Origin of the sequence: Variovorax sp. R-27, assembly GCF_049913215.1 — a bacterium.
Taxonomy (GTDB): Bacteria; Pseudomonadota; Gammaproteobacteria; order Burkholderiales; family Burkholderiaceae_C; genus Variovorax.
The window spans coordinates 5,281,705-5,300,172 of the sequence record NZ_CP183984.1 but is presented as its reverse complement, the minus strand read 5'-3'; the positions used below and the strand labels follow the sequence as shown (position 1 = coordinate 5,300,172).

The window sequence follows — 18,468 nt, the reverse complement described above, 5'->3', positions numbered from 1 at the left end:
GCCCGGGCCGGGCTTCCAGGCCCTGCCTATTGTCCGAATAGCAGGGCGATAAGGGCCCTTATCGGCAGATTGTTCCGGACGACCGAATTCAATAATTTGGTCATGAGCAAGGCGTACTTCGCCACTGCTGGTTCGGAGCATGAATGGCTGAGGAAAGCGATCTCGAAAAAACGGAACCCGCCTCCGAGCGACGCCTGGAGAAGGCGCGCGAGGAAGGCAACGTAGCCCGTTCGCGCGAGCTCACCACCTTCGTCATGCTGGGCACCGCATGCGCGGGGCTGTGGTTCGCAGGGGAGTCGCTGGGCACGAGCATGAGCGGTGCGCTGCACCGCGGCCTGCAGTTCGACCGCGCCAGCGCTTTCGATCCCTCGCACATGCTGGCCCAGACCGGGTTGATGGCGATGCACACGCTCACGGCCATCGGCCCGCTGTTCGCGATGATGATCGTCGCTGCCGTGGTCGCGCCGCTGATGCTCGGCGGCTGGCTGTTCTCCACCAAATCGGTGGGACCGAACTTCAGCAAGCTCAATCCGCTGGCCGGCATCGGCCGCATGTTTTCCGCGCAGTCGCTGGCCGAGCTTTTCAAGGCGCTTGCCAAGTCGGCGCTGATCGGCGGCGTGGCGTGGTGGGTGGTGTCGCGCGACATCGGCGCGCTGATGGACCTGATGGCGCAGCCCGCGCACTACGCGCTGCCGCACGCAATGGTGCTGGTGGCCAAGCATTGCGCGCTGATCGCGGCCACGCTGTTTCTCGTGGCGCTGATCGACGTGCCCTTCCAGCTCTGGAGCTACTACCGCAAGCTGCGCATGTCGCGCGAAGACCTGCGCCAGGAGCACAAGGAAAGCGAAGGCGATCCGCACATCAAGGCCGCGATCCGCCGCCAGCAACAGCAGATGGCGCGCCGCCGGATGATGGCCGAGGTGCCCAAGGCAGACATCGTGCTGACCAACCCCACGCACTTTGCGGTGGCGCTGAAGTACACCGACAGCGGCATGCGCGCACCGCGCGTGGTGGCCAAGGGCACCGAGCTTGTGGCCGCGCGCATCCGCGAGATGGCGCTGGAGCACAAGGTCGCGATTCTCGAAGCGCCGCCGCTCGCGCGCGCTCTCTACAAGCACACGAAGCTGGGCGATGAGATTCCGGCGGGCCTGTACACCGCGGTGGCCGAGGTACTGGCCTGGGTGTACCAGCTCAGGCGCTGGAAGACCGAGGGCGGCGACGCCCCGCGCACGCCGACCGATCTGCCGGTGCCGGCAGACCTTCAATACACAGTGGAAGCCGCATGAACGCGATGACAAACCTGATGCGTCTGCCGACGCGTCTGTTCTCCGGCTCGCAGTTCAAGGGACTGGCCGGGCCGATTCTCATCATCCTCATCCTGAGCATGATGGTGCTGCCGCTGCCGCCCTTCCTGCTCGACCTGCTGTTCACCTTCAACATCGCCATGTCGGTGATGGTGCTGCTGGTGAGCATGTACACGATGAAGGCGCTGGACTTCGCGGCCTTCCCCGCCGTGCTGCTGTTCTCGACGCTGCTGCGCCTGTCGCTGAACGTGGCGTCCACGCGCGTGGTGCTGATGCACGGCCACACCGGGCCCGACGCGGCGGGCAAGGTGATCGAGGCCTTCGGGCACTTCCTCGTGGGTGGCAACTTCGCGGTGGGCGTGATGGTCTTCATCATCCTCGTGCTCATCAACTTCATGGTGATCACCAAGGGCGCGGGGCGCATCGCCGAGGTGGGCGCGCGCTTCATGCTCGACGCGATGCCGGGCAAGCAGATGGCCATCGACGCCGACCTCAACGCCGGCCTGATCGGCGAAGACGTGGCCCGCAAGCGCCGCACCGAGGTTGCGCAGGAGGCCGACTTCTACGGCTCGATGGACGGCGCCAGCAAGTTCGTGCGCGGCGACGCGATCGCGGGCCTGCTCATCATGGTGATCAACATCATCGGCGGGCTGGTGGTCGGCATGCTGCAGCACGGGCTCGACTTTTCCACTGCCGGCAAGACCTACACGCTGCTGGCCATCGGCGACGGCCTGGTGGCGCAGATTCCGGCGCTCGTCATCTCCACCGCCGCCGGCGTGATCGTGTCGCGCGTGACCACCGACGAAGACGTGGGCAGCCAGCTCACGGGCCAGCTCTTTTCCAACCCGCAGGTGCTGTTTCTCACGGCCGGCATCGTCGGCCTGCTGGGCATGATCCCGGGCATGCCGAACCTGGCCTTCCTGCTGATCGCGGGCGGCCTGGTGTGGCTGGGTCGACGGCTTGTGATGCGCAAGCCGCAGGAAGCCGCGCAGAAGGCAGCCGCCGCCGCGCAGGCCGCGAACCCCGCGCCTTCGGCCGAGATGGAAGAAGCGACGTGGGACGACGTTGCAATGGTCGACCCGCTGGGCATGCAGGTCGGCTACCGGCTCATTCCGCTGGTGGACCAGTCGCAGCAGGGCGAGCTGCTGGGCCGCATCAAGAGCATCCGCAAGAAGATTGCGCAGGAGGTCGGCTTCCTGGTGCCGGTGGTGCACATTCGCGACAACCTGGAGATCAAGCCCAACACCTACGTCATCAGCCTGAAGGACGTGGAGATCGGGCGCGGCGAAGCCTTCCCCAACCAGTGGATGGCCATCAACCCCGGGCAGGTGACGGGCACGCTGCCCGGCACGCCCACGCGCGACCCGGCCTTCGGCCTGGCGGCGGTGTGGATCGACGCCAGCCTGCGGCAACAGGCGCAGGTGCAGGGCTACACGGTGGTCGATGCCTGCACGGTGATGGCCACGCACCTGAACCACCTGATCCAGACGCATGCCGCCGAACTGCTGGGCCGCCAGGAAGTGCAGCAGCTGCTCGACCAGATCGCCAAGACCGCGCCCAAGCTCACGGAAGACCTGGTGCCGAAGGTGCTGTCGCTCAGCACGCTGCACAAGGTGCTGCAGAACCTGCTCGACGAGGAGGTGCCCATCCGCGACATGCGCACCATCCTCGACGTGATGGCCGAGCACGCGCCGACCATCAAGGACCCGACCGAACTCACCACGCTCACGCGCCTGGCGCTGGGCCGCGCCATCACGCAGCAGCTGTTCCCGGGCGACACCGAGATGCAGGTGATCGGCCTCGACGGCTCGCTCGACGGCGTGCTGCAGCAGGCCTTGACCAACAGCAGCGGCATCGAGCCGGGCATTGCCGACAACCTGCTCAGGCAGGCGCAGGCCGCGATCCTGCGCCAGGAGCAGATGGGCCTGGCGCCGGTGCTCGTGGTGCAGCACGCGCTGCGCGTGCTGCTGTCCAGATTCCTGCGGCGCAGCCTGCCGCAGCTGAAAGTGCTTTCGCATGCGGAGATTCCTGACTCCCGCACCATCAAGATCACCACCGCCATCGGAGGACGAGGTTGAATTCCAAGCAGACCGACGTGCGCACCACCGCGCGCAAATTCGTCGCGGCCACCAGCCGCGAAGCCCTGAGGATGGTGAGGGAGGCGCTGGGCGCCGACGCCATCGTGCTGACGCATCGCGCAATGGCCGAGGGCGTCGAGATCGTCGCAATGGTCGAGGGCGAAGTGCAGGGGGTGTTGAAAGACACCGCGTCTGTGCCTGCGAAGCCCGTGGTGATCGCGGCGCCCGTGGCATCGGTCCCCGTGCCTGTGGCGGCCCCTGTGCCCGCTCCCGCACCCGCTGACACCGTGCTCACCGAACTGCATTCCATGCGCGGCATGATCGAAGAGCAGCTCGCCAGCGTCGTGTGGAACGACAAGCAGCGCCGCGACCCGGTGCGCGGCCGCCTGCTGCGCACGCTGCTTGGCGCCGGCTTCAGCGCGGGCCTGTCGAAGGCCATGCTGGAGAAGATGCCCACCGGCCAGACATACGCCGAAGGCATGGCCTACGTGCGCTCGGAGCTGATCCGCGCCGTGCCTGTGCATGAAGACGAAGACGCGCTGTTCGCGCAGGGCGGCGTCTACGCCCTGATGGGCCCGACCGGCGTCGGCAAGACCACCACCACCGCCAAGCTGGCCGCGCGCTGCGTGATGCGCTTCGGTGCCGACAAGCTCGCGCTGGTGACCACCGACAGCTACCGTATCGGCGCCTACGAGCAACTGCGCATCTACGGCCAGATCCTCAATGTGCCGGTGTACGCCGTGAAGGATGCGGCCGACCTGCACCTGGTGCTGCAGGACCTGCGCGACAAGCACATGGTGCTGATCGACACCGTCGGCATGAGCCAGCGCGACCGCGCCGTGTCCGAGCAGATCGCGATGCTCGGCCAGAGCCAGCGGCCCGTGAAGCGGCTGCTGCTGCTCAACGCCACCAGCCACGGCGACACGCTCAACGAGGTGGTGCATGCCTACCGCCACGGCAACGAGCTCACCGGCTGCATCTTCACCAAGGTCGACGAGGCCACGCATCCGGGCGCACTGATCGACACCGTGATCCGCCACCGCCTGCCGGTGCACTACATCTCCAGCGGCCAGAAGGTGCCCGAGAACCTGATGCAGGCCGACCGCGCGCAGCTGGTGGACAGCGTGTTCCAGCCGCGCCAGCACAGCCCGCTGTTCGTGCCCGCGGAAAGCGATCTGCACGAGGAGCCGGCGGGCGCGGGCCCCTCGGCGCAGGTGGTGCAGGCGCAGGGCGAGACCGACCGCCTGCGGCTGAAGTACCAGAACCTGATTCGCGCCATGGCACACGACGCGCAAGAACTCGCCACCACCGCGAGCGCGCTGGCGGGCGCACAAATCGGCTTCGAGCGTTCGCGCGCACTCTGGCGCCAGGCCGGCGACGAAGGCTCCGGCCAGAAGGCCGTGCTGCACGACCTGATGGTGCATGCGCGCAGCGAAGTGGCCGCCGGCTGCGAGACCCATGTGCTCGCGCTGTGCGGGCAGGTCGGGCTGCGCTCGAACGAAGGCGGCGATGCTTATGAATGCCACGGCAGCCTGCTGCTGTCGGACCGCACGGGCCTGCCGCTGGCAGCGCCGAACCAGTGGCTCTCGACCGCCGCCACGCGCGGCATGAAAGACGCTGCGCGCAAGCCCGGCGCACGCCAGGTGCCGTGGCTGCGCCAGCAGGACTTCGGCCACAAGCCGCTGGTGCATCTGTTGACGAGGCTGCCCGGCATCGAGGCCATGGTGCAGTGGCAGGCGGCGGGCCAGCGCTGGCTGGCGCGCGCGCCGGGCTCCACCGCGGTGATCGACGTGCGCACCGGCGCACCCGACACGATCGCGCGCATGGACTTCGAATTCGGCGAGGGGCGGCCCGTGCGCTTTCGCGGCAAGGCGGCGTTGCACAGCGAGGCGCATGCTGACGTGGTGCTGCGCTTCAACGCAGCCGCCATGGCGGCGGGCATCGGGCGCGATGCGATGCCCGCGCTGCGCTGCGTCGCCACGCGGGTGGTCGATGCGCGCACCGGCAACGTGCTGGCGCAGGGCCATGCATTGACCAATATCGGCGCGGACGTTTCCACGCAGCAGCTCGCGCAATGGCAGGGCTGGGCCAGCGACGCCGAGCCCTGCTTCCGCCTGCTGCGCGACGGTGTGCAGATGGTCGGCGGTATCGGCGAGCTGGGCGACCCCGACATCATGAAGCGGCTGCTGATCGCCGGCCAGATGACCACCACCGTGTGGCGCCTGTTGCACGCCGAAGGCGAATGGGCCGACCGCACGCGCGCGCTGCTGGGCCAGCTCACGGGGCGCCCGGCGCGCAACGGGCGGGCCATGAGCGGCGGTGCTCTGTATGCGGGCGTGGGCAAGCTCTTTCTGCTGCTGGAGGCGCTGGGCACCGAGTCGACCGCTCCCACGCAGGCGCCGCGTGCGCTGGAGAAGTTGGGTTGAGGAATCAGGAATGAACAAGCTGGTTGCGGATCAGGCCGACGGACTGCGGCGCATGCTCGCACCGACGCATGCGCGCGTGGTGGCCGTCGCAGGCCTGGGGCAGGGCGCGGGGAGCACCACGGCCGCGATGAATCTCGGTGTGGCACTGACCCTGCAGGGGCGCAACGTGCTGCTGTTGGACGAGCACTGCCCGACTGTGGGCTCCGCCTGCGAGGTGTGGGACATCGATCCGCTGGGGAACCTGGCCGATGTAGCGAGCCAGCGCCTGACGCTGGATGGTGCAGAGGTCAAGGCAGCCTGCGGCGTGCACGTGCTACCCGCGCCGCACGGCGCGGTGAATGGTGCGGATGGCGAAATCGACCCGCGCAAGTTCTGGCACGACGGCGTCGTCATCGTCGATGCGGCTTTCGACGCCGAAGGCCGGCTGTCGGCGCTCGCGCAGGGCGCGGACGACCTGCTGCTGGTGCTGCAGCCGCACCCCGCGTCGATCACCGCGGCCTATGCAGGCATCAAGCGGCTGCACCACGCGCACGGCATCAAGCAGATGCGCTTCCTGGTCAACGGCGCGGCCGACGTCGTGGCCGCGCGCCAGATCATGAGCAACCTCGCGCATGCCGCCAGCCGCTATCTCGCGCTGCTGCTTCAGCCCGCGGGCTGGGTGCGCTTCGACCCGCTCGTTGCCGACGCGTGGCGCCTGAAGAAGACCATCGTCGAGGCCTTTCCCGCGAGCCATGCCGCTGTCGACTTCCGGCGCATTGCCGGCGAGGTCGACCGCTGGCCCTGGCGCGCGGCCGAGCCGCTGCAGGCCGTGGCCTGAGCCCGCCGACCCGGACAACCCAAGAAGGACGGCCGTGTACACCGCACAGGGAACCATCGAAAAATCACATCTGCTGGCGCAGCACCAGCCGCTGGTGCGCCGCATCGCGTTGCAGATGATGGCCAAGCTGCCGGCCAGCGTGGAGCTGGACGACCTGATCCAGGCCGGCATGCTGGGCCTGCTGGACGCCTCCAGCCGCTACCAGGACAACCGCGGCGCGCAATTCGAGACCTTCGTCAGCCAGCGCATCCGCGGCGCCATGCTCGACGAACTGCGCGCCAGCGACTGGGGCTCGCGCGGCCTGCGCCAGTCGGCGCGCGGCGTCGAGAAGGCGATCCAGGCGCTGGGCCACAAGCTCGGGCGCTCTCCCACCGAAGGGGAGATCGCCAAGGAGCTGAAGATGGACCTGGAGGCGTATCAGTCGCTGCTGCAGGAGATCCAGGGCTGCCAGCTGGTGTATGTCGAAGACTTCTCCAAGGACGACCCGGACAGCCCGTTCCTCGACAGCCATTCCCAGGACGCGCGCAAGGACCGGCGCGGCAGTGACGATCCGCTGGAGCAGCTGCTGGAGAGCGGCTTCCGGCATCAGCTGGTAGACGCCATCGGTGCGCTGCCGGAGCGCGACCAGCTGCTGCTGAACCTCTACTACGAGGAAGAGCTGAACCTGCGCGAGATCGGCGCGATCCTGGAGGTGAGCCAGTCGCGGGTGTGCCAGCTGCACAGCCAGGCGATCAGCAGGCTGCGGGCCAAGCTGAAGGATGTGCTGTAGCGGACTCCGGGGCCAGGGCCGCCGCCTGAATCAGAAAGTCGCATCGAGCACCTGCGAGGGGATGAGGCCGTTGAGCGTCACATTGTTCGTGAGTGGATCGAACAGTTGCGGTTGCAGAACGTACTTCCAGGCGCCGTTCCTGTAGTACAGGAAGTTGAAGGCGTTCGGCAGCGGAATATGCTGGTTGGCGTGGCCGTAGTCGTCGAAGCCGATGTACGAGATCACTTCCTGCCCTTGCGTCTGGATCATCTGATTGATGTTGGCTTGCCCGGGGTGCTGGTGGTGATACACCCTGATCAGATGCGCACCGAGCGGCGAGTTCGTCACCATCAGGGCGCAGCCATTCATGGCGGCGGTGAAGACGAACCTGTGCTGCGGGTTGTGTCGAGGTACGTCGACGAATCCGGGCATCACGTTGCCCTGGATGAAAGGACACCAATACGCCGAGATCGGCTGATCCTGATGGAGGACATTTCCCACCGGCCTCAAGGTGACCTGGAGGGCTTGCGCGGTGCCCTGCAGATCGAACGAGCCCATCTTGGCCGTGTTGAGTACCAGGACCTGCATGGCGAAAGCTGGATTCTGCTGCGCCTGCGCGTTCTGCATGAACCACGAAACGCCGTTGATCGCGCGAAGCTGCGCGTACGCAACGGGATCGGCTCGGAAGAGTTGGTTGTGTCCGTTCACGTGTGATGTCTATTTGCGTTGGAATGGGAGGGGCAAAGTAGAGCGCTGCACCATGGGGCCCAAGCGGCGACCTGTGCCGTTTCATCTTCACGAGCCTCTTGTCATTTCGTGCGCGGCTGATGGTAGGAGCGCGACGGTGCGAAGGCCATCCCCAGGAACAAGTAGATGGGTGCCTTATTTGTCATGCGCCATTAGGCGTTGTCCGTCAGCAATCCGCGCCCGCCGCTGGCGTGCCACGCCCGCGCGCACGGCAAAGCTCGGCCTCTTGCCAAAGACTCCCAAGCAACCCTCCTCACGGCTGCACGCCGACCGCCCGAACCGCCCCATTGGCGACTACGCGCTCATCGGCTCGACCCACAGCGCGGCCCTGGTGCATCGCGGCGGCGATATCGAGTGGCTGTGCCTGCCGCGCTTCGATTCGGCCGCGATGTTCGCCAGCCTGCTCGGCGACGAGCGCAACGGCCATTGGACGATGCGCGCCAAAGACCGCAAGGCGCGTGTCACGCGGCGCTACCTGCCCGGTACCGTGGTGCTCGAGACCACGATCCGCACGGCCAAGGGGACGGCCATCGTCACCGACTTCATGCCCCGACCCGCGCTCGACGGCACGCACGAGGTCGTGCGCATCGTGCAGGGCGTGCGCGGCACGGTCGCCATGCATACCGAGTTCCGCATCCGCTTCAACTACGGCGGGTGGTGCCCGTGGATGGAGCGGCGCGACGGCGCGGTGTTTGCCACGGCCGGGCCGGACTCGGTGCGCATCAGTTCTGGTGTGCCGCTGACCAACGAGAACTTCGCGAGCTTTGCCGACTTCACCGTGTCCGCGGGGCAGGCCATCGCGTTCAGCCTCGACTGGTTTCCCTCGCACCTGAAGCCGCCGGTGACGCGCGACGCCAGCGCGCTGCTGGCGCGCACCGTCGCCGAATGGAGCGCGTGGACCGGCCGCTGCGGCTACCACGGCGAGTTTCGCGAGCCGGTGATGCGCTCGCTGCTCACGCTCAAGGCGCTCACCTACGAGCCCACCGGCGGCATCGTCGCCGCGCCGAGCACCTCGCTGCCCGAACTGCCGGGCGGCGAACGCAATTGGGACTACCGCTTCTGCTGGCTGCGCGACGCGGCGCTCACGCTCTACGCGCTGATCGGTTCGGGCTATGTCGAGGAAGCCAGCGCCTGGCGCTGGTGGCTGATGCGAGCGGTGGGCGGCTCGCCCGAAGAGCTGCAGGTGATGTACGGCCTGCACGGCGAACGCTCGCTCACCGAGCTCGAGCTCGGCTGGCTGCCGGGCTACGAAGACAGCCGCCCGGTGCGCATCGGCAACGGCGCGCACGGGCAGCGCCAACTGGATGTGTACGGTTCCGTCATCGCGGCCTTTCATGCGGCGCGCAAGGCCGGGCTGGCGGACATGGACAAGGTGTGGCCGCTGGAGCGCGCCATCGCGAAGCACCTGATGGTGCTGTGGAAGGAGCCCGACTGCAGCCTGTGGGAAGTGCGCGGCGAGCCGCGCCACTTCGTGCATTCCAAGATCATGTGCTGGCTGGCCTTCGACCGGGTGATCGCGAGCGCGACGGAGTATGGGCTCGAAGGCCCTGTCGAGCGCTGGCGCGAGGTGCGTGACGAGATCCACGCCGAGGTCTGCGCCCGCGGCTACGACGCCGCGAGCAATTCATTCGTGCAGTACTACGGCGCAGACACGGTGGATGCGGCGCTGCTGTGGATGCCGCTGATCGGCTTTCTGCCGATCCATGATGCGCGCGTGCAGGGCACCATCGCGCGCATCGAGAAGGAGCTGATCTTCAACGGGCTGGTGTACCGCTATCGCACAGAGAAAGGCGTGGACGGCCTCGAAGGCGGGGAGGGCGCGTTTCTCGCGTGCAGCTTCTGGCTGTCGAACGTGTACGTGGCCATGGGCAAGCTGCGCAAGGCGCGAGCCCTGTTCAAGCGCCTGCTGGCGCTGGGCAACGACCTGGGCCTGTTCGCGGAGGAGTACGACCCGGTGGCGCAGCGGCAGCTCGGCAATTTTCCGCAGGCGTTTTCGCACATCGGGTTGATCAACAGCGCGCATGCGCTGGTGTCGGCGGCCGGTGGCGTGTGGGAGCTGGCGGACCTCGATGGCAAGGCGGCGTCGAAGAAGACGGCTAGAAAGACGCCGCTCAGGCGGCCGGCAGCGCGAACTCCTCGGCGCTGAACACCGTGTGGAAGACCGTGCCGTCGAACATCTCGAACAGCTTCTTCGAGACCTCGCGGCTTTCATGGCGAACGGGTGAGTCGAGTGCGCGGGCGATGTCCTCGCGACTCGCATAGCGGATCGACAGCACCATCGCCAGTTCGGGGTCGCTCACATCGCTTTCGATCTGGCGCAGCACGCGCACTTCGAGCGCACCGGGGAAGCGGGTCCACAGCGGCACGAGTTTTTCGTGCACGTGGCGGTCGAAGGCTTCTTCCATGCCGGCCTTGACCCGGCCCCTGAAAAACGCGCAGCGGATGAACATGGTGTCTCTTCTTTCCTGGGTGAAAGCTGTGTGTGGCGGGAGGCGCTTCAGCCGCGCCCGTAGCCGTCGAACTGCCGCATCATGGCCGCCGTGTCTTCGGCGCCGAGCCCGGCCGCGACGAAGGCTCGGTGCAGCTCCGAGACGGCGCCCGCCAGCGGCATCGGCAGGCGCTGGTCTTGCGAGAAGGCCTGCACCGCTTCGAGGTCCTTGAGCATGTTGTCGATGCGGCCGGTAGGCGTGTAGTCGCGCGCGGCCATCTTGGGGCCGAACTCGCGCAGGATCTGGCTGTCGGCGCGGCCGCCGGCCAGTGCGGCGGGCAGCTTCGATGCATCGACGCCACCGGCTTCGGCCAGCCGCACCGCCTCGGCCACGGCCTGAAAGCCGATGGCGCAGAGCAGCTGGTTGACGAGCTTGGTGGTCTGGCCCGCGCCGCTGTCGCCCATGTGGGTGTAGTTGGCGCACAGGCTGTCCATCACGGCGCGTGCGCGCTGCACGTCGTCGGCGCTGCCGCCTGCCATCACCGTGAGTTGCCCGAGCAGGGCCTTGGGCGCGCCGCCGGAAAGCGGCGCATCGACGAAGCCCATGCCCGTGCGCTCGCGCAGCGACTGTGCGAGCCGGCGCGTGGAAGGTGGGTCGATGGACGACATGTCGATCAGCAGCCGCTTCGCATCGGCAGGTGCGGCGGCGGCGATGCCGGCCTCGCCGAAGATCGCGCGTTCCACCACCGCCGCAGAGTTGAGGCTGGTGATGACGAAGTCGCTGGCCGCCGCTGCCGCTTGCGCGGTGTCGGCCGCTTGTGCGCCTTGTGCTGCCAGCGCGGCCACCTTGGCCGCATCGAGGTCGAACACGTTCACCCGGTGGCCGCATTCGAGCAGCCGGCGCGCGATGGCCGAGCCCATGATGCCCACGCCGATCACGGCCACGCGCTGGCTGGATGCTGCTGTCATGCAGAGACTTTCATGGAAGCATCCTTCGAGCGTTGAACGAGCCGTGCGCCGATGTCGGCCACGATCTGCTGCACGGGCACGGCGATGTCGGCGTGCAGCACGTCGGGTTCGCTCGCGTCGGGCCTCTCCAGCGTCTTCAGTTGGCTGTCGAGCAGCGCCGGCGGCATGTAGTGCCCGGTGCGTTGTTCCATTCGCTGCCGCACCAGCGCGGGCGACCCGTCGAGAAACACGAACTGCAGCTCGGGCGACGCGGCGCGCAGCCGGTCGCGGTAGGCGTGCCGCAGGGCGGAGCAGGCCACCACCACGCCACGCGGTGCGGCCGTGCGGTCGGCGAGGCTGGCGCCCACGCGGTCGAGCCAGGGCCAGCGGTCTTCGTCGGAGAGCGGGAGGCCGGCGCGCATGCGCGCCACGGCCTCGGGCACGTGCAGGTCATCGGCATCGACCCACGGCACGCCCAGCGTCTGCGCCAGCCCGGCGGCCACGCTGCTCTTGCCGGTGCCCGACACGCCCATCACCACCACGCTCAGGCGCTGCGGCTGCTCTGGATGCTGCACGGTGCTACAGGCTCGAGGTGATGCCGCCATCCACATACAGGATGTGGCCGTTGACGAAGCTCGACGCATCCGAAGCCAGGAAGATGGCCGCGCCGCCCAACTCTTCCACGTCGCCCCAGCGGCCGGCGGGCGTGCGGCCCGAGAGCCACGCCGTGAAGGCTTCGTCGGCCACCAGCGCCTGCGTGAGTTCGGTCTTGAAGTAGCCCGGCCCGAGGCCGTTGACCTGGATGCCGTACTTGCCCAGGTCGATCGCCATGCCCTTGGTGAGCATCTTCACCGCGCCCTTGGTGGCGGCGTAGGGTGCGATGCCCGGGCGGCCCAGCTCGCTTTGCACCGAGCACACGTTGATGATCTTGCCGCGCTTGCGCTCGATCATGCGTTGCGCGACGAAGCGGCCGACCAGGAACACGCTGTCGATGTTGGTGGTGGTGATCTTGTGCCACGCGTCGATAGGGAATTCGGCGAACGCGCCGCGGTGCTGCATGCCGGCGTTGTTCACAAGGATGTCGATGGCGCCGATGTCGGCTTCGATGGCGGCCACGCCGGCTTCCACCGCTGCGGCGTCGGTCACGTCGAAGGCCATGGCCTCGGCCGCGATGCCCTTGGCGCGCAGGGCGTCGCGGGCGGTGGTGAGCGATGCGGCATCGCGTGCATTGAGCACCACGCGCGCGCCGGCGTTGCCGAGCGCAGCCGCCAGCGCAAAGCCGATGCCCTTGCTGGAGCCGGTGACGAGGGCGGTGCGCCCGGAAAGATCAAAGAGTTTCAAAGGAGGCTCCGAGTACATGGCTGACGGCATAAGTTACCGGTATCTTTTGAGATCGTCAACTGGTAAAACCTCCGCTGGCATTATTTTCTTTCATCAATTAAAGTTACCGGTATCTTATTGAGTCGCAACCGCTATCCGAGGAGACACCCGCTTGACCGCTACCGCTACATCCCCGCACGTGCTGATGCCAGGCACCTACCCGGAATGGGACATGGCGCCGATGCGGGCGGCCTACACGCTGCATCGCCTCTGGGAAGCGCCGGACCGGCAGGCCTTCATTGCCGAGCACGCGCCGAACATTCGCGCGGTCGCAACGCGCGGCGAGCTGGGTGCCAACGCCGAACTGATCGCCGCGCTGCCTGCGCTGGAGCTGATCGCCTGCTACGGCGTGGGCACCGACGGCATCGACCTTGCCGCCTGCCGCGCGCGCGGCATCCGCGTGACCAACACACCCGACGTGCTCAACGGCGACGTGGCCGACCTCGCCGTGGGGCTCACGCTGGCGGTGCAGCGGCGCATTCCGGCGGGCGACCAGTTCGTGCGCAGCGGCGCGTGGGCCGGTGGCGGCATGCCGCTGACCACCCGCGTCTTCGGCCAGCGCATCGGCATCGCGGGCTTCGGCCGCATCGGCAGCACCATCGCGCGGCGGCTCTCAGGCTTCGACGTGGAGCTGGGTTACTTCAGCCGCACGCCGAAGGCCGACAGCCCGCACCGCCACTTCGCCAGCCTGAGCGCGATGGCCGACTGGTGCGACGTGCTCATCGTCATCCTGCCCGGCGGAGAGGCCACGCGCGGCATCGTCGATGCCGAGGTGCTGCAGGCGCTGGGGCCCAGGGGCTGGCTCGTGAACGTGTCGCGCGGCACCACCGTCGACGAAGGCGCGCTGCTGCAGGCGCTGGAGGCGCGCGGCATTGCCGGCGCGGCGCTCGACGTGTTCCTCAATGAGCCGCGCATCGACCCGCGCTTTGCCGCGCTCGACAACGTGGTGCTGCATCCGCACCATGGCAGCGGCACCGAACAGACGCGCCGCGCCATGGGCGAACTGGTGCGCCGCAACCTCGAGGCCCACTTCGCGGGCCAGCCTCTCATTACCCCCGTGCCCTGACTGGCCGAAGGAAAGAATCATGCGTTTGCGTTGTATGTGCCTCGTGATCCACGCCCCCGACGACCTGCGTCTGGACGAACAGGACGCCGGCGAGATCGGCCCCGGCCAGGTGCTGGTGAAGGTCGGCATGGGCGGCATCTGCGGCTCCGACCTGCATTACTTTCACAACGGCGGCTTCGGCACCGTGCGCATCAAGGAGCCGATGGTGCTGGGCCATGAAGTGGCCGGCACCGTGGTGGCAGTGGCGCCCGGCGTCGAGAGCGTGCGCATCGGCGACAAGGTGGCCATCAACCCGAGCCGCCCCTGCGGCGCCTGCAAGTTCTGCCTCGAAGGCCTGCCCAACCAGTGCCTCGACATGCGCTTCTACGGCAGTGCCATGCGCACGCCGCACGTGCAGGGCGCGTTCCGCAACATGCTGCTGTGCGAGGCCACGCAGTGCGTGAAGGTGGCCGAGCACGTGCCGCTGCGCCTGGCCGCGCTGGCCGAGCCGTTCTCGGTGGGGCTGCACGGCGTGTCGCGCGCCGGGCCGTTGCTGGGCAAGCGTGTGCTGGTATCGGGCTGCGGACCCATCGGCGTGCTGGCCATTGCGGCGGCGCGCGCGCATGGCGCGGCAGAGATCACCGCCACCGATGTGGTCGACGAGCCGCTGGCCATCGCGCGTGCCATGGGCGCCGACAACGTCATCAACGTCGCGCAGGACAAGACCTGGGTGTCGCGCTATTCGGCCGACAAGGGCACCTTCGACGTGATGCTCGAATGCTCCGGCAACGAGCGCGCACTGCGCGACGGGCTGGAGGTGATGCGCCCGCGCGGCGTGGTCGTGCAACTGGGCCTGGGCGGCGACGTGAGCATTCCGCAGAACATGGTGGTGGCGAAAGAGCTCAGCATCTGCGGCTCGTTCCGCTTCCACGCGGAGTTCGCGCTCGCGGTGCGGCTCATCAACGAAGGGCGTGTGGATCTGTCGCCCGTGGTGACGCACACCTTCCCGATGCTGCAGGCGCGGCAGGCCTTCGAGCTGGCGAGCGACCGTCAGAAGGCGATGAAGGTGCTGATCGACTTCGCGGATGTGGGCGCGGAGGCTGTTGCGGCCTGACGGGTTTTCCGCAGACGCCCGCAGCGTCATTGGCTCGCGTTAGGCGTTGCGCGCGCCAGCAGGCGGATGTGTTCGAAGTCCAGCATGTCCAGCGCATGCCGCACCGCGTCGACCAGCGCCCCGTGGCGCGCGTCGGCCGCGAGCCGGTCGGCCCATTCGTGCAGGTCGCTCCAACGGCCGTCGCGCGCGAGCGTTTCGAGTTCGTCGCGCACCGATGCGGGTAGCGGCGCGATCGCGGGCACCGGTGGACGTCTCACCCTGTGGCCCGGTACGGGCACGGGCGGTGCATGGCGCGGCTGCTGCGGCTGCTGTGACTTGGTGGCCAGGGGCAGCAATTCTTTCGGCGCGTCCTTCACGATCACCGAGAAGTGCACACGCGTTCCCAGGTTGCGGTGGCTCTCCAGCAGCAGGCGCCCGCCCATGTGCTGCACGATGCGCCGCGCGATCGCCAGCCCGAGCCCGTGGCCGTTGGCGCTGGGCGCGCCCTGCGCGATGGCCTGGACGATGCGGGCCTGCTCTTCCTTGCCGATGCCGATGCCGCTGTCCCACACGTCGAACCTGAGCCGCCACGAGTCCGCGCGCGGCCGGGCCTGCACGCGCAGGCCGATCTTGCCGTCGCGCGTGAACTTCGCGGCGTTCGACAGCAAGTTCAGCAGCAGTTGCTGGAAGCGCTTGCTGTCGAGGTACACCGCGACCGGCAGTGCGCCCAGCACCTCCAGCTCGAACCGGTTGTGCTGCCGTTGCGCGAGCGTGTCTGCGTACTGCGCGATGTCGTCGATCAGCGCGCGCAGGTGCACCGGCCGGGGCTCGAAGGCGAAGGGCAGCAGCTCGCTCTTCGCGTAGTCGAGCAGGTCGTCGATCAGCGCGAGCTGGTAGGCCACGCTGCGCTCGATGGCCTGCAGCCGCTCGGGCGGCGGCGAGCTGTCGCCATGCAGCAGGCGCGCGTTGCCGATGATGGTCGACAGCGGTGCGCGCAGGTCGTGGCTGATGTAGGCCAGCAGCTGTGTCTGCTCGCGCGCCTGGTGCTCGGCCTGCTCCAGCGCCGCGTTCAGCGCGTGCGTCTTGCGCTTCACTTCTTCCTGCAGCCGTTGCTGTTCCTCGGCCTGCCAGTGCACCAGCGTGCGCTGCGCGACGCGCTGCTGCCGCGACAGGTGGTGCGCCCACGCCGCCAGCGCCACCAGGCCGACCAGCATGCCCGGGAAGCCCAGCGCATAGGCGTCGAAGCCGGGGATCGTGTGCGCCGGCATCGCGAGTTCGGTGAGCCGCAGGCACACCCCGACGGTGACGATGCTCATCACCGGAAAGGCCAGCCGCCCGCCCGGCCCCGCGCGCCGCATGTAGATGAAGGTGCCGACGGTCAATGCGAGAACCACCACCGGCGCGCTCAGCGTGCCGGCCAGCGCGAAAGGCGCGTACGGCCCCAGCAGCGTGCCCAGCACCACGACGCATTGCCCTGCCGCGAGCACCGCGAAGAGCGACAGTCCGGGCGCGCGCACCGGGCTGCGCCGCGACACCGCGTACAGGTAGAACATCAGCGAGAGCACGCAGCAGCCCGCGGTGACGCCGGCCGCGCGGTAGCTCCATTCGAGGCTGTCGGGCCACAGCGCCAGCCGTGCATGGCCGCGGTAGGCGCCCTCGTAGAGTGCCACGAGCGCGAAGCCCAGGCTCTGCAGCGCCGTTGCCAGGTCGCGCGAGATGAACCACAGCGCCAGCGAATACACGGAGAGCACCAGCAGCCCGCCGATCAGCAGGCCGTCGAGCAGTGCATGGCCGCTTTCTGCTTCGCGCCAGGCGTCGGCCGAATACAGCGCCGGCGCGAGCTTGACGCTGCTGTTCGTCTGAACCCGCACCAGCACGCGAGCCTGCTCGCCGGGCTGCAGGTCGAGGGCCAGCGTCGGTACGCGCTCGCGGTCCCGTCCGGTGCGTGATCGCACCGACACGCCGGTTTGCTCATGTGTCCACGTGGCCCAGCCCGCCAGCTCGCGGCGCGCATGGAAATCAACGTGCTGCAGCCACGTGGCGTCGAGCACCAGCCGAAGCGGCTGGATCGCGCCGGTGTCGTTCACCAGCGTGAGCCGCAGCCAGAAGGCCGAACGCGAAAAGCCCGGCCGCATGCGCGCTGCGTTGCCGGGCTGGAAGCCGCCGGTCACGCCGCTTTCCAGGGCATCGATTTCGTCGAGCGACAGCCGTGTGCTGGTGTCTTCGAACACCTCGGCGCGCGTGTCGAGCGCCACCGGCCAGCGGGTCGCGTCGTCGACGCGCAGCATGCCCGCCTGCGCTGTGGCCGACCCCGCCAGCCAGAAGGCGCAGCACAGCAGCAACGTGCGGATGCCGCGCAGGGCCGGGGTGGTCACCGCCTTCTCAACGCCGCATCAGGCCGACGGCACCGATGGCGGAGAGGTCGAGGCGGCAGGCGCCTGGCGAAACGCCGTGGGCGTGCGGCCGAAGCGCTCGCGGAACGCGGTCGAGAAGTTGGCCGCGCTGGAGAAGCCCACGGCCAGCGCGACTTCTTCCACGCTGAGCGCCGACTCCGCGAGCAGCCGCTGCGCCTCGGCGAGGCGCGCCTCGCGTGCGAACTCGAAGACCGTGCGGCCCGTCTGTTCGCGGAACACGCGCGACAACCGCTTTTCGTGCGTGCCCACGCGCGCCGCCAATTCGGGCAGGGTGGGCACGTTCGCCAGGTCGGCGCGCACCAGGCGCTCGACGGCCTGCGCGAGCACGCGGTCGGTGTGGTCGGCGCCCGGGGTGTTGGTGCCGCGTTCCCGTTTCGCGTTTTCCACTGCGCTCTCGGCCTGCGCGATGCAGGCCTGCGCCTGCTGCCGGCTGCTTGACAGCGCAAGGTGCACTGCCACGCGCGCCAGTACTTCCGCGGGCTCGAAGGGCTTCAGGATGTAGTCGACCGCGCCTTCGCGCAGGCCGGTGAGCCGCTCTTGCACCGAACTCGACGAGGTCACGAAGATCACCGGGATGCGTGTCGTCGCGCGGTCGGCCTTCAGCAGCCGGCAGGTCGCGAAGCCGTCGGTGGCACCCATGCGCACGTCCAGCAGTATCAGGTCGGGCTGCAGCGCCGTGGCCCTGCGGTAGCCCTCCAGCGCGTTGAACGCCAGGCTGATGCGGTGCCCGGCTTCGCGCAGTACTCCCAGCAGCAACTGCAGTTCTTCGACGTTGTCGTCGATGACGAGGATGTGCGCGCGCCGGGGTGGCGTGGTCGACCAGTAAGACATGGACGTCGAGCGTAGGAGTGCGTCGCCGAAACGCTGTGTGATTTAGTTCACATTATGTTGCATTCGTAAACAAATGTCATTAACAGCAAAGCTTTTGTCCTGAATGCCAAAAGTGCACCGGTGAGTGGGGTCCAAGAATCGCGCCCTTTCCGGAGCACCCCGCCGCATCGAGCGGCGACAAAAGAAACGGTGCCCGGTCCATCAGAGCA

Annotated in this window: 15 protein-coding genes; 8 read left to right on the top strand and 7 right to left on the bottom strand. The window is 68.2% G+C overall.

Annotated elements, in window-relative coordinates; translation table 11 throughout:
- Positions 1-143: 143 nt before the first annotated feature.
- The 5 genes from flhB to ACN9MV_RS24730 all read left to right on the top strand — a co-directional run bounded on the left by flhB (position 144) and on the right by ACN9MV_RS24730 (position 7,394).
- Positions 144-1,286, top strand: a complete 1,143-nt coding sequence (gene flhB / locus ACN9MV_RS24750; protein ID WP_093178159.1) for a flagellar biosynthesis protein FlhB — start codon at positions 144-146, stop codon at positions 1,284-1,286.
- Positions 1,283-3,382 (top strand): flagellar biosynthesis protein FlhA, encoded by a 2,100-nt coding sequence (flhA, locus tag ACN9MV_RS24745; RefSeq protein ID WP_093077268.1) that lies wholly within the window; start codon positions 1,283-1,285, stop codon positions 3,380-3,382. Before flhB ends, flhA begins: the two co-directional genes overlap by 4 nt.
- Positions 3,383-3,453: 71 nt before the next feature.
- On the top strand, positions 3,454-5,808 hold the full coding sequence (flhF, locus tag ACN9MV_RS24740) for a flagellar biosynthesis protein FlhF (protein ID WP_426393198.1): 2,355 nt from the start codon (positions 3,454-3,456) through the stop codon (positions 5,806-5,808).
- A 10-nt stretch (positions 5,809-5,818) separates the two neighbouring features.
- Positions 5,819-6,625, top strand: a complete 807-nt coding sequence (locus ACN9MV_RS24735) for a MinD/ParA family ATP-binding protein (protein ID WP_426389926.1) — start codon at positions 5,819-5,821, stop codon at positions 6,623-6,625.
- A gap of 34 nt (positions 6,626-6,659) precedes the next feature.
- Positions 6,660-7,394 (top strand): RNA polymerase sigma factor FliA, encoded by a 735-nt coding sequence (locus ACN9MV_RS24730; protein WP_093058580.1) that lies wholly within the window; start codon positions 6,660-6,662, stop codon positions 7,392-7,394.
- Positions 7,395-7,424: 30 nt separating this feature from the next.
- On the opposite strand, the gene ACN9MV_RS24725 is transcribed toward ACN9MV_RS24730, so the two are convergent.
- Positions 7,425-8,081, bottom strand: a complete 657-nt coding sequence (locus ACN9MV_RS24725; RefSeq protein ID WP_093058581.1) for a hypothetical protein — start codon at positions 8,079-8,081, stop codon at positions 7,425-7,427.
- Positions 8,082-8,346: 265 nt separating this feature from the next.
- Between ACN9MV_RS24725 and ACN9MV_RS24720 the strand changes: the two genes are divergently transcribed.
- Entirely contained in the window at positions 8,347-10,266 is a 1,920-nt protein-coding gene (locus ACN9MV_RS24720; protein ID WP_426389925.1) for a glycoside hydrolase family 15 protein, read from the top strand.
- Here the strand turns inward: ACN9MV_RS24720 and ACN9MV_RS24715 are convergent.
- The 4 genes from ACN9MV_RS24715 to ACN9MV_RS24700 are packed head-to-tail and all read right to left on the bottom strand — an operon-like array spanning position 10,232 to position 12,855.
- The gene (locus tag ACN9MV_RS24715) at positions 10,232-10,570 is read right to left on the bottom strand and encodes a hypothetical protein (protein ID WP_093058583.1); all 339 of its coding nucleotides are present in this window, start codon (positions 10,568-10,570) and stop codon (positions 10,232-10,234) included. The genes ACN9MV_RS24720 and ACN9MV_RS24715 overlap by 35 nt on opposite strands.
- A gap of 47 nt (positions 10,571-10,617) precedes the next feature.
- Positions 10,618-11,517, bottom strand: a complete 900-nt coding sequence (locus ACN9MV_RS24710) for an NAD(P)-dependent oxidoreductase (RefSeq protein ID WP_426389924.1) — start codon at positions 11,515-11,517, stop codon at positions 10,618-10,620.
- A complete protein-coding gene (locus ACN9MV_RS24705; RefSeq protein WP_426389922.1) occupies positions 11,514-12,071 on the bottom strand; it encodes a gluconokinase in 558 nt (185 codons plus the stop codon). The genes ACN9MV_RS24710 and ACN9MV_RS24705 overlap by 4 nt, the downstream gene beginning before the upstream one ends.
- A gap of 4 nt (positions 12,072-12,075) precedes the next feature.
- Positions 12,076-12,855 (bottom strand): SDR family oxidoreductase, encoded by a 780-nt coding sequence (locus tag ACN9MV_RS24700; RefSeq protein WP_258355250.1) that lies wholly within the window; start codon positions 12,853-12,855, stop codon positions 12,076-12,078.
- Positions 12,856-12,988: 133 nt separating this feature from the next.
- Here ACN9MV_RS24700 and ACN9MV_RS24695 point away from each other — a divergent pair, with 133 nt between their 5' ends.
- Both ACN9MV_RS24695 and ACN9MV_RS24690 read left to right on the top strand, forming a co-directional pair.
- On the top strand, positions 12,989-13,942 hold the full coding sequence (locus ACN9MV_RS24695; protein WP_426389921.1) for a 2-hydroxyacid dehydrogenase: 954 nt from the start codon (positions 12,989-12,991) through the stop codon (positions 13,940-13,942).
- A gap of 19 nt (positions 13,943-13,961) precedes the next feature.
- A complete protein-coding gene (locus ACN9MV_RS24690; RefSeq protein ID WP_093058588.1) occupies positions 13,962-15,035 on the top strand; it encodes an L-idonate 5-dehydrogenase in 1,074 nt (357 codons plus the stop codon).
- A 26-nt stretch (positions 15,036-15,061) separates the two neighbouring features.
- Here the strand turns inward: ACN9MV_RS24690 and ACN9MV_RS24685 are convergent, their stop codons facing one another.
- Together ACN9MV_RS24685 and ACN9MV_RS24680 are read right to left on the bottom strand one after the other, a co-directional pair.
- Positions 15,062-17,389 (bottom strand): ATP-binding protein, encoded by a 2,328-nt coding sequence (locus ACN9MV_RS24685; protein WP_426389920.1) that lies wholly within the window; start codon positions 17,387-17,389, stop codon positions 15,062-15,064.
- An 18-nt stretch (positions 17,390-17,407) separates the two neighbouring features.
- The gene (locus ACN9MV_RS24680) at positions 17,408-18,259 is read right to left on the bottom strand and encodes a helix-turn-helix domain-containing protein (protein ID WP_426389918.1); all 852 of its coding nucleotides are present in this window, start codon (positions 18,257-18,259) and stop codon (positions 17,408-17,410) included.
- Between the last annotated feature and the right edge of the window lie 209 nt (positions 18,260-18,468).